The organism is Streptomyces sp. MnatMP-M17 (assembly GCF_900091995.1).
Lineage (GTDB): Bacteria > Actinomycetota > Actinomycetes > Streptomycetales > Streptomycetaceae > Streptomyces.
The window spans coordinates 1-11,672 of the sequence record NZ_FMDK01000092.1 but is presented as its reverse complement, the minus strand read 5'-3'; the positions used below and the strand labels follow the sequence as shown (position 1 = coordinate 11,672).

Here is an 11,672-nt window from a genome sequence, read left to right as displayed (position 1 = left end):
GGCGGCCGGCCCGTCATCCGTTCGGCTGACCATGACGCTGCTGGCGGTGACAATCGCGGGTGCCGCGCTGCTGTTCGGTTCGGTCGCCGGGTTCGTCGCGGTGCTCGGAGTGCCGCTGTGCTCGCTGGCGGCGGCCAGGACGCGGCGGCGGGTGGCCGGGCTCGCCGGACTCGCCCTGGTCACGGCGCTGGTGGTGGGCGCGTCGTGGGCGGTGGCGGAGCAGGTGCTGCCCGAAGGGCTCTCGGTCTCGCTGGAGGGCCAGCTCACCCAGCACCGGGTGGCGCTGTGGCAGGACGCGGCCGAACTGGCGAAGGAGCACCCGCTGCTGGGCTCGGGACCCGACCGCTTCGGCGACCTCAGTCCGACCGTGACGCAGTCGCTGGACAGCGACAGCACACCGCACTCGGCGGCGCTCCAGCAGGCCGCGGAACAGGGAGTGGTGGGAGTCCTGTTGCTGGGCGCCGTGTTCGGCTGGCTGCTGTACGGGCTGGCGCGCTCGGCGTGCTCCACGCAGGTGGTCCTCACGGCCGGTACCGCGCTGACGGCACTCGCCACCGTGGCGAGCGTGGGCAACGCGCTGAGCTTCACTCCGGTGACGGCGGGCGCGGGTCTGCTCGCGGGCCTGGCCACGGCGAGACCGGAGGCCGACGCCATTCCTGTGTCGTCCATCACATCAGCGCACACATCAACGGCACCGGACACGAGAGAACGGCCCCACGGCCACGGGCCCGGCTGAACGGCTACGGGCCCGACCCGGCCGGCCCAGGCCGGTGCCAGGCACGTACCTCCGCGTTCAGATGCCCGCCGCGTTGGACTTGGGCGCGAGTTGCAGACGGCTGCGGATGAAGCGCACCGCGGACTCGGCGTCGTCCACCGTCACGGTGAAGATCCTGCCGTCGCCCAGCTTGAGCACCAGGGCCTCACCACGGCGTACCACCACGGCCGTGCCCATCTCGGGCCGCCAGCGATAGCCCCAGCCGCCCCACTGGCGCGGAGTGACTCTCGGCGCGAAGTCGGCGTCCACGACATGGGCGAGCAGAATACGGCGGCGCGGCAGGCCCATATGTCCGCAGCGCACCTCCAGGCAGTCGCCCTCCACCCGGACCGCGACATGTACGAACGCCAGGGTGCCGAAGAGGATCAGCAGTCCCACCGCCACACAGCCGACGACCGACATCAGCAGGGCGGCGAATCCGGAGGACCAGGAGGATTCCACGGCCAGCACGATCCCGAGCGCGATACACGCGGCGCCGGCGGCGGCGAGCAGCCACTGCGCACGATTGGTGGCGCGGCCTGTCCAGGTGTCGGGCACGGGCTCATCGGGGTGGCCCTCATGCCGGGGGTGCTCCCTCATGTCTTGCAGAGTACCCAGGTTCCGGTGCACCGGTAGTCCCTCCACAACCTGATGCGGCGTTACCCCGGACGCGCTTCATACGAGCCCGTACACGGTCAGCGGTCGTACGGTACGCCTCCCGCAAGCGTCCAGCAGGCGCTCCGGACGTACTCCGGATGCTCTTCGGAGCATGCTCCGTTCGGGTAAGCGCGAGTCTGCGCGGGTAGGGGCGCGATTCGGCGCGGGTCAGCGCAGCTGGTCGACGGCGGCGAGCAGCCGGCCCTCCGCGTAGGCGAGCGCGGGCTCCGGGAGCACGGACTCCCGACCACTGAGCAGCACCGTCAGCCGCCCGCCCGAGGGACGACCCGCCGGACTGCCCGAGGAACCGCCCATCGCGCCGTCCGAGAGTCCCGTCGACGTGACCGATGTCACCAGGACCCGGTCGACTCCATAGCCGTAGCCGCGGCCGTCTCCGGACCCGGCCCCCGCACCACCGCCCTCACCGATCCTGCGGAGCGCCTGCGCGGCGACCGCGTCGGCCGAGCCGTACAGGACCGCATCCGGCAGACCGGGCCGCCGAAGGGCCGTACGGATACGTTCCGCGACCAGTTCGTAATGGGTGCAGCCCAGGACGACGGCCCTTGCATCGCGCGGTGTGAGCGCCGCCGCCGCGGCCACCGCGCGGTCGATCGCGGCCTCGTCGGCGGCGTCCACGGCGTCCGCCAGCCCCGGACAGGGCACCTCGGTGACACCGACGGACGGCGCGAAGTCACGGATCAGTCCGTGCTGGTACGGGCTGCCGGTGGTGGCCGGAGTGGCCCAGATCGCGAGCGGCCCGCCGCCCGCCGCGGCCGGTTTGATCGCCGGGACCGTACCGATCACCGGCAGTCCCGGCTCCAGTTCGGCGCGGAGCGTCGGCAGGGCGTGCACGGTCGCGGTGTTGCAGGCCACGATCAGCGCGTCGGGACGGTGCTCCGCCGCGGCGCGCGCCACGACGAGCGCGCGCTCGGTGACGTCCCGCGGAGTACGTGGTCCCCAGGGCATGCCGTCGGGGTCGGACGAGAGGACGAGATCGGCCTCGGGGCAGAGCCTCCGTACCGCGCCGGCAGCCGCGAGCAGACCGATGCCTGAGTCCATGAGCGCGATCTTCACCCGGTCACCATAGTCGACCGCGTGTGCGGTCCCGTTGATGTGGGGCAGACTGCGGCGAATGAGTGCCGTTGCCTGGATCGCCATGGGTTCGCTGGCCATATGGGGCTGGCTGTTGCTGGGTCAGGGATTCTTCTGGCGTACGGACCAGCGGCTCCCCGAGCACGAGCCCTACCACGCGGACGAGGGCGACGAGGGCACGGCCGAGGCCCGTGCCCGGTGGCCGTCCGTCGCCGTCGTCGTACCCGCCAGGGACGAGGCGGCGGTACTTCCCGAGAGCCTGCCGTCCCTGCTGGCGCAGACGTATCCCGGCGAGGCCGAGATCTTCCTGATCGACGACGGCAGCGAGGACGGTACGGGCGGGCTAGCCCGCGAGCTGTCCGCGCGGCTCGGCGGGCTGCCGCTGACGGTGGCCTCCCCCGGCGAACCGGAGCCCGGCTGGACCGGAAAGCTGTGGGCACTGCGGCACGGCATCGCGCTGGCGCGCGCCCACGGCCCCGAGTATCTGCTGCTGACGGACGCCGATATCGCCCATGAGCCGGACAGTCTGCGGGAGCTGGTCGCCGCCGCCCGGGCGCATGACCTCGATCTGGTCTCACAGATGGCGCGGCTCCGGGTGGCGAGCGTCTGGGAGAAGCTCGTCGTACCGGCGTTCGTGTACTTCTTCGCGCAGCTCTATCCGTTCCGCTGGGTCAACCGTCCCGGCCGTCGTACGGCGGCTGCGGCGGGCGGTTGTGTCCTCCTCCGTACGGAGGCCGCCGTGCGCGCACAGGTGCCCGAGTCGATCCATCAGGCCGTGATCGACGATGTGTCACTGGCGCGGGCGGTACAGCGCAGTGGAGGCCGCATTTGGCTCGGTCTCGCGGAACGCGTCGACAGTGTGCGCCCTTATCCACGGCTGGCCGATCTCTGGCGGATGGTCTCGCGCAGCGCCTACGCGCAGCTCAGACACAATCCGCTGGTGCTCCTCGGGACGGTGGCGGGTCTCGCGCTGATCTATCTGGTACCGCCGGTGGCGCTGGGCGCGGGTGTGCTGGGCGGCGACACGGCGGCGGGATGGCTGGGCTTCGCCGCGTGGGCGGTGATGACGGGCACGTACATCCCGATGCTGTGCTACTACCGGCAGTCGCTCTGGCTGGCCCCGCTCCTGCCGCTCACGGCGTCGCTCTATCTGCTGATGACGGTCGACTCCGCCGTACAGCACTGCCGAGGCCGTGGCGCGGCCTGGAAAGGCCGTACGTACACCCGCCCACAGGCCGCTCCGGAGGCCCCGGACCGCTGACGGCGCGGTCCGGCGACTCCGGAGCGGGCGCGCGTACGTCACTTCCTGCCCGGCGTCCAGTTCATGCCCCAGCCATAGGCGTAATCGATGGTTCGCTGCGGACTGACGCCGCGTTCCGGTACGAGAAAGCGCGCTTCCCGCTGGACCACGAGGTCCGAGCCGGTATTGGTGATCAGCGCCAGTGAGCAGACCGTGGAGGGCACGGTGCATTCACCGAGTGAGAAGTCGATCGGAGCGCCGTGCTGCGGCTGGAGTGTGACCGTCGCGTCAAGATCCGCGAAACTGCGGGCGCCTTCATAGATCGTCACGAAGATGACGATCCTGCGCAGTCGGTCCTTGTGATCGAGGTTGATGGTGAGGTTCTCACCACTGGCACTCCCGCCCGTGCGGTCGTCGCCGTCGAGATGGATGTACGGCGGCTGGTTGAGCGCGCCGAAGGCATTGCCGAGTGCCTGGACGACGCCTTTGCGGCCGTCGGTGAGTTCATAGAGTGCGCACAGGTCGAGATCGAGATCACCATGCATGGCGACGGCCCGGCCGAGTTTGGCGCCCCAGCCCTTGAACTGTTTGCGCACCTGCCAGTTGAGGTTCACACGCATCGCGCCGGAGCTGCCGCCCTGCTTGGCGAGCGAGACGGTCGGGGCTTCCTTGGTCAGTGTCACCTTGCTGAGCCGTACGGGAGCCGGAGCGGGAGGCGCGGCGGGCGCGGGAGCCGGTGACGCGGCCGGCACGGTCCGGGCGGGCACCGCAGGTGCCGTGAGCGTCGCAGGTGCCGCAGGTACGGAGTGCTGCGTCGGCTCGTCGACCGAGATACCGAAGTCCGTCGCCAGGCCCGCGAGTCCGCTGTCGTAACCCTGCCCAACCGCCCGGAACTTCCAGCTCCCCTGGCGACGGTACAGCTCACCGAGGACGAACGCCGTCTCGACGGTCGCGTCCTGGCTGTCGTACCGCGCGATCTCGGTGCCCGCCGCCGCGTCCAGCACCCGTACATGGAGCCCGGGCACCTGTCCGAAGCTGCCGCCGTCCGCGGACGCCGCCAGGACGATCCGCTCGACGGTGGGCTCCACACGCGCGAGATCGACTGTGAGCGTGTCCGTGACGCCGGCTCCGCCGCTCGTCTTGTTCTCGTGGCGTACCGCGCCCGACGCGTGCACCGGCTGGTTGTAGAAGACGAAGTCGGCGTCGGAGCGGACTCTCCCCGAGACGAGCAGCAGCGCCGACGCGTCGACGTCCGGTACGCCGGGTCCTGAACGCCATCCCAATTCGACTCGGACAGCAGGCACCGGTACCGGCAGATTGGCTCCTTTAAGCATGGCCATGCTCGCCCCCATCGCGGGTCGGGGTGTCCGAAGATTTCGTGCCGCCAACCTAATGGCAGGAACGCCGTTCGGACCCGCGAGACCCGTCGGTAACCCCCCGCTAGCTTGCCCTTTACACGATCCGAACATCTTCGGACGACCGTTTTTCCCATGTTCGCTCGCATTGGGGATCCGAAGTCTCCCACAGCTCCCCAAAGAACCCCCTTATCGGACTCCCCAACCGGCACATCGTGGGCTTAACTTATGTTCCATGACCTCCCCCCGCGCCACCTACGGCGGCGGTTACTACACCGCGCCGTCGTTCCCGGACACCCCTATCTACGACTCCCTGGTCGCGGAGCGGGGCACGCCTCAGATCGCGCCGATCCGAGTGCCTTCCGCCTATGACACCGGCAACAGCTATCTGCCGGCTCTGCCCTCCGCGCTGCCCGCCCTTCCCGCGGCGCCCTCCCAGCCCACACCGTCGTACGGCGGCTACCAGCAGCAGCCGACGCCGATGCAGCAGCCCATGCCGTTGCAGCACGCGCCCGCGCCGTACATACCGCAGCAGGTGCCGCCGCGTGGTTACCCGGCCGCCCAGCCGCAGCCTCAGCCCCAGCCGCAGCGTCCGATGCCCGGTACGGGCTACGAGGCGATGCGTCCGGCGGCTCCGCGTCCGGCGCCCGCGCCGCCCACGCAGTACGACGACCCGTACAACCGGCCCTATCAGACGCGGGGGTACTGAGGGCTGCTGACAGGATGGCTTCATGCCGAAGCCGGTCCATCAGCCAGTCCAACCAGCTCAACCAGCCAAGTCGGTACGACCAGCCCAGCCGGCCCTGTCGGTTCTGCACGCCCTGCGGGTCCATCCGGTCAAGTCGATGGCCGGCTGTACGCCGGAGCGCGCGCTCGTCGAGCCCTGGGGGCTCGCCGGAGACCGCCGCTGGACGCTGATCGACGGCACGGGAAAGGTGGTCACGCAGCGCCAGCGGCCACGGCTGGCCCTGGCCCGCGCCGAGCCGCGGCCGGACGGCGGGATCCGGCTGCACGCGCCAGGACTTGAGCCGTTGACGGTCCTCGAACCGCGGGCGGTGGAAGAGGAACCGGAGCCGGGGGGCACCGGCACCGTCGTGGTGGACATTTTCGGGACCAAGGTCGAAGCCGTGCCCGCGGGGAGCGAGGCGCACGACTGGGCGAGCACGTACCTCGGGGTGGAGGTCAGGCTCGTCCATCTCGACGCGCCGGCCTCGCGCAGGCCCGTCGATCCACAGTTCGCGCGGCCCGGGGAGACGGTCAGCTTCGCGGACGGCTTTCCGCTGCTGGTCACCACGCTCGCCTCGCTCGACGCCCTCAACTCCTGGATCGCGGACGGGGATCACACGGAGGAGGGTCCGCTGCCGATGGACCGGTTCCGGCCGAATCTCGTCGTGGCCGGGACAGCGGCCTGGGCCGAGGACGACTGGCGCCGCGTCGCCGTCGGAGAGGTGACCTTCCGGGTCGCCAGGCCCTGCGGGCGGTGCGTCGTCACCACCACGGACCAGCGGACCGCCGAGCGCGGCAAGGAGCCGCTGCGCACCCTCGGCCGGTACCGCAAGTTCGACGGCCGGCTGATCTTCGGGCAGAACCTCGTCCCGGAGTCCACCGGCGCGCTCCGGGTGGGCGATCCGTTCACGGTGCTCGACTGATCCCGTCGTTCCCGACTGATCCTGTGGTGCCCAACCTGCCCGGCACATCCGGCTTTGAGTGCAGGGGACAACGAAGTGAGCTTGCTCTCTCTTCGCACTCATCGCGCGTAAACCGTGCTGCCCGCGGCTAAAACGGACACGGAAGGGGGTGCGAAACGGTGCGCACGATACTGGGACTCTGGCGCTGGCGGCGCAACCCCCTGCGCAGAGGGACGGATCTGATCGAGGCATGGGTCGCGCTGGCGGCGGTAGGGCTGTTCGCGCTCGCCGCTCCGGTCGCAGGCTGGCTCTGCGGGAACGCCGTCGACGCGTCGCTGCGCGAGACGGTCCGGTTCCAGCACGAACACCGGCACCGGACGACCGCCATGGTCGTCGGCCGCTCCACCGAGCGCCATACCGTCCCGTTCGACGCCGAGTCGGCCGCGCAGCACGACACGAGCAGCAAGGTGATCGCCACCTGGCGGACGATGGACGGCAGTTCCCGTACGGGCCTTGTCTCCGCGCCCTCGCGCAAGCCCCGGGCGGGCGACACCTTCGGCATCTGGGCCGACGAGCGCGGCAGACCGGTGAAGCCGCCGATGAACGCGGACAGCGCGCGCAGCCACGCCGTTCTTGTCGGTCTCGGCGCCGGTGTGCTGGCGGCCGGTCTGGTGGAGTGCGGCAGGCGGCTGATCGTATGGCGCCTGGTACAGCGGAGGTACGAGCACCTCGACCGGGCCTGGGCCAAAGCCGGCCCGGACTGGGGCCGTATGGGCGCGGGCAGCTAACACGCACCTGTTCTCCGGATCGGGCCACACCTAGGACACGGCACCCGCGCCGTGGCGAAGTCCCGTCCCAGAGCGGCCTCTCGCGTCAACTCGGAGGTGTCATGCGCGCTACGGTGGTGCCGCCCGGTCCGCCCTTGCGGCCGGGGTCCGGGGCCGGCGCCCGGGACGGCACAGCACGCGCACACGCACGAGGTGGGGGCACAACAGCGCCATGGCACAGGGCACGGTCCAGGTGACGCACTCCGGAACATCGCGTTGGCGGCGCCGCACGGGCGAGTACGCGTCCCTCGCCGCCGCCCTGGAGGCGGCCGGCGACGGCGACATCCTCACCGTCGCCCCCGGCACCTACCGGGAGAATCTCGTCGTGGCGCGCGCCGTCACGCTGCGCGGTCCCGAGGGCTCGGCCGGCTCCGTACGTATCGCGCCCGCCGACGGCGTCCCGCTGACCGTCCGTGCCTCCGCCACCATCCAGGACCTCCTTGTGGAGGGCCAGGACGCGACATCGCCCGCGCTGCTCGTCGAGGACGGCGCGCCCGAGCTGACGGAACTGCGGATCGTCACCCGCTCGGCGGCCGGCATAGAGGTACGCGGCGCGGCGCGGCCCACCGTGCGCCGCTGCACCGTCGACAACCCGGCCGGTGTCGGTATCGGCGTACTCGACGGCGCGGGCGGAGTGTTCGAGGAGTGCGAGGTCGTCGCGGCCGGACGGTCCGGTGTCTCGGTGCGCGGCGGCGCGCATCCCCGGCTGGAGCGCTGCCGTATCCACCACGCCTCGGGCGCGGGCCTGTCCGTCACCGGCGAGGGCAGCGGGATGGAGGCGATCGGCTGCGAGGTGTACGAGATCAAGGGCACCGGTGTGCAGGTGACGTCCCGCGCCGCCGCTCATCTCACCGACTCCTCCGTGCACCGCACCTCGGCCGACGGGATAACCCTGGACACCGACGCCGTGCTCACCCTCTCCGACTGCGACATCCATGACATCCCGGAGAACGCGGTCGATCTGCGCTCCCGCTCGGTGCTGACACTGACCCGCTCCACGGTGCGCCGCTTCGGCCGCAACGGCCTCTCCGTCTGGGACCCGGGCACCCGCGTGGACGCCAACCAGTGCGAGATCCACGACAGTACGGGCGACTATCCGGCCGTCTGGGTCAGTGACGGCGCGACCGTCGTCCTCGACTCCTGCCGGGTGCACGACGTGCCCGACGCGCTCTTCGTCCTCGACCGCGGCTCGCGCGCCGATGTCGTCGACAGCGACATCTCCCAGGTGCGGAACACGGCGGTGTCGGTGAGCGACGGCGCGACGGCGCAGCTCGACGACTGCCGGATCAGGGAGGCCTCCACCGGCGCCTGGTTCCGTGACCACGGCAGCGGCGGCACGCTCAACTCCTGCACCATCGACTCCGTACAGACCGGTGTCATCGTCACCAAGGGCGCCGATCCCACCATCGAGCGCTGTACGGTCACCTCGTCCGCCGAGGCCGGTTTCTATGTCTCCGCCGAGGGCCGCGGCACCTTCCACAACTGCCGGGTGACGGGCGGCGGCGGCTACGGCTTCCATGTGATGGACGGCTGCCGTACGACGCTCACGCGGTGCCGTACGGAACGGTGCGCGCGCGGCGGTTACGAGTTCGCCGAGAACGGCCCGACCGCCGAGGACTGCACCAGCGACGAGAGCGGCGTACTGGCTCCGTCGTCCGAGCCGCCCACCGTGCTGACCGCGACACAGACCACCGGACTGCTCGGCGCGGTCCCCACGCAGAGCGCCACCTCGTCCACGCCCGCAACCGCACAGGACGCCGTCCCGGGCACCGCGCCCGCGCGCTCCTCGGAGGAGGTCCTCGGGGAACTCGACGCGCTGGTCGGTCTTGAGAGCGTCAAGCGGGAGGTCCGTGCGCTGACCGACATGATCGAGGTCGGCCGACGGCGCAAGGAGGCGGGCCTCAAGGCCGCGTCGGTCCGCCGCCATCTTGTCTTCACGGGCTCTCCCGGCACCGGCAAGACGACGGTGGCCCGGCTGTACGGCGAGATCCTGCACTCCCTCGGAGTGCTGGAGCGCGGCCATCTCGTGGAGGTCTCCCGGGTGGACCTGGTCGGCGAGCACATCGGCTCCACCGCGATCCGTACGCAGGAGGCCTTCGACCGGGCGCGCGGCGGAGTGCTCTTCATCGACGAGGCGTACGCCCTCTCTCCCGAGGACTCCGGGCGGGACTTCGGCAAGGAAGCGATCGACACCCTGGTGAAGCTGATGGAGGACCACCGGGACGCTGTCGTGGTGATCGTCGCCGGGTACACGGCCGAGATGGAGCGCTTCCTGACGGTCAACCCGGGCGTGGCGTCACGGTTCTCACGGACCATCACCTTCAGCGACTACGAGCCCGACGAGCTGCTGCGGATCGTGCGCCAGCAGTCGGAGGAGCAGGAGTACCGGCTGGGCGACGGTACGGCCGAGGCACTGGTCAAGTACTTCACAGCGCTGCCCAAGGGGCCCGCCTTCGGCAACGGCCGTACCGCGCGGCAGACGTTCGAGTCGATGGTGGAGCGGCACGCGGGCCGAGTCGCCCAGCTGCCGGAGACCAGCACGGACGATCTGACGCTGCTCTACGCGGACGATCTGCCCGAACTGCCCTGAGCGCCGCTCCCCTGCTCACTCCCTTGTTTGCCGGGCTGCTCGCTGCTGCGGCACCACCGGCGGAGGCAGCCGGTCGAGCAGCGCGGCCCGTTCCGCGGCGAAGTCCGGGTCCGCCTGGTAGTCGGAGTGTCCGAGGACCGGCTCGGGCAGCGGATGCAGCGTCGTACGGCCGTAGGCGAGCGGATCCTTGAGCGGTCCCAGGTCCACCTCGGGACGGTCGCCCTCGGCGGGCACCCGGACCGGTCCGCCGATCGGATCGGTGGCCCGCCACAGATTGCGCCAGCAGTGCACTTCCCTGCTCAGATCGCTCAGCGGTCCCGCGCCGAAGTACGCCGGGAACCAGCGGCCGTACAGCCGCTCCAGCGGTGACCCGTACGTCAGCAGCGCCACCCGGTGGCGCGTGGCGGGGGGAAGCTGCCAGACGGCCGCCGCGGCCAGCACGCTGCCCTGCGAGTGGCCCGAGAGGACGAGCCGGCCGCCGGTACGCGCGGTCCAGGAGGTGATCCGCCAGGTGAGGTCGGGCACGGCGCGCTCGGCGTAGCAGGGCGGTGCGAAGGGATGGGCCGCGCGCGGCCAGAAGGTGCCCACGTCCCAGAGGATGCCGATGGTGCGCCGGGCGGAGGCGTCACGGTAGGCGCGGCGGCCCCAGGTGACGAAGAGGATGAAACCGAGGCCGACGAGCCAGGAGCCCAGCGCCTGCGCGGTGTCGGCCACGGACTCCACGAAGGAGTCGGCGCCCTTCGCGGCCTGGCCCGGCACCTCGCCGCTCAGCCAGGATCCGGCGATCGCGGCGGAGCCGAGCAGCAGGGCGGCACCGGAGATCAGACCGACCAGCCAGGGCGCGGCGTCGGTGAGCATGGCCCTGGCACGGGCGCCCGCCACCTGCTGGGTACGGATGGAGTCCGCGGTCACCTTGCCGTACTCCGACTCGACGACGTCCGCCAGCTCACGGGTGGTGCGTACGGTACGTACGGCGAGGACGGCGGCCGGGACCAGCAGCAGGGCGAGCAGTACGGGAATGACCGAGGCCTGCCAGCTCAGCAGCACCGGCGGACCGGCGATCGCGCCGCCGCCCATCCCGGGCGTGGCGTCCCCGTCGAGCCAGTCGGCGACACGCTGGGCGACTCCGCCGGTCATCACACCGCCCAGCCCGCAGGCGAGCATCGCGACGGCCGGTCCGCCGAGGCCACGCATCGCGGTCCTCGGGTGCGGAGCGCGACGGTGGAGGGCATGGGCGGTGACGGTGAGGGCGACGACCAGGGCGACTTGTGCGAGGGCGATCACCCGGAAGGTCATGTCGCCGGGCAGCACACCGCTGGAGACCCAGCCGGGCCTGGACCACGCGGCGTACACCATGGACAGGACGAGCAGGGCGAGCGCGCCGGCGGGCAGCCGGGTGATCAGCATCCGGTCGAGCGTGGCATCGCGCCGGCGCTCGCTGCGGCCTCTGCTGCACACCGCCCAGAGCACCACGGCCGCGCAGACGAGAAGCGCCGCCTGGAGCAGCCGGCCCGGCACGGCCGTCGACG

At 71.3% G+C, this 11,672-nt stretch carries 9 protein-coding genes and 1 pseudogene; 6 read left to right on the top strand and 4 right to left on the bottom strand.

Going from position 1 to position 11,672, the window contains the following annotated elements:
- Positions 1-736: O-antigen ligase family protein (locus GA0115259_RS05240; RefSeq protein WP_141716457.1), on the top strand; the 736-nt coding region annotated here is incomplete at its 5' end.
- A 57-nt stretch (positions 737-793) separates the two neighbouring features.
- Here the strand turns inward: GA0115259_RS05240 and GA0115259_RS05235 are convergent.
- On the bottom strand, positions 794-1,354 hold the full coding sequence (locus GA0115259_RS05235; RefSeq protein ID WP_093591538.1) for a hypothetical protein: 561 nt from the start codon (positions 1,352-1,354) through the stop codon (positions 794-796).
- Between the two features lie 225 nt (positions 1,355-1,579).
- A complete protein-coding gene (locus GA0115259_RS05230) occupies positions 1,580-2,485 on the bottom strand; it encodes a glutamate racemase (protein WP_256097911.1) in 906 nt (301 codons plus the stop codon).
- 58 nt (positions 2,486-2,543) lie between these two features.
- Here GA0115259_RS05230 and GA0115259_RS05225 point away from each other — a divergent pair, with 58 nt between their 5' ends.
- On the top strand, positions 2,544-3,764 hold the full coding sequence (locus tag GA0115259_RS05225; RefSeq protein ID WP_093591526.1) for a glycosyltransferase: 1,221 nt from the start codon (positions 2,544-2,546) through the stop codon (positions 3,762-3,764).
- A 38-nt stretch (positions 3,765-3,802) separates the two neighbouring features.
- Here the strand turns inward: GA0115259_RS05225 and GA0115259_RS05220 are convergent, their stop codons facing one another.
- The gene (locus GA0115259_RS05220) at positions 3,803-5,083 is read right to left on the bottom strand and encodes a TerD family protein (RefSeq protein WP_093591532.1); all 1,281 of its coding nucleotides are present in this window, start codon (positions 5,081-5,083) and stop codon (positions 3,803-3,805) included.
- Between the two features lie 250 nt (positions 5,084-5,333).
- On the opposite strand from GA0115259_RS05220, the gene GA0115259_RS05215 reads away from it, so the two are divergent.
- From GA0115259_RS05215 to GA0115259_RS05200, 4 genes are all read left to right on the top strand, one after another.
- On the top strand, positions 5,334-5,807 hold the full coding sequence (locus GA0115259_RS05215; protein ID WP_093591523.1) for a DUF6643 family protein: 474 nt from the start codon (positions 5,334-5,336) through the stop codon (positions 5,805-5,807).
- Between the two features lie 22 nt (positions 5,808-5,829).
- Positions 5,830-6,747 carry an MOSC domain-containing protein gene (locus tag GA0115259_RS05210; protein ID WP_093591520.1) on the top strand — a complete coding sequence of 306 codons (918 nt, stop codon included), beginning with the start codon at positions 5,830-5,832 and terminating at the stop codon, positions 6,745-6,747.
- 158 nt (positions 6,748-6,905) lie between these two features.
- Positions 6,906-7,514, top strand: coding sequence for an Rv1733c family protein (locus tag GA0115259_RS05205; RefSeq protein ID WP_093591517.1), 609 nt, complete (start codon positions 6,906-6,908; stop codon positions 7,512-7,514).
- 211 nt (positions 7,515-7,725) lie between these two features.
- Positions 7,726-10,143: a right-handed parallel beta-helix repeat-containing protein gene (locus tag GA0115259_RS05200; RefSeq protein ID WP_093591514.1), complete on the top strand. Its 2,418-nt coding sequence runs from the start codon at positions 7,726-7,728 to the stop codon at positions 10,141-10,143.
- On the opposite strand, the pseudogene GA0115259_RS05195 reads toward GA0115259_RS05200, so the two are convergent.
- Positions 10,113-11,672 (bottom strand): annotated as a pseudogene (locus GA0115259_RS05195) (hypothetical protein); the annotation flags it as partial. The gene GA0115259_RS05200 and the pseudogene GA0115259_RS05195 overlap by 31 nt on opposite strands.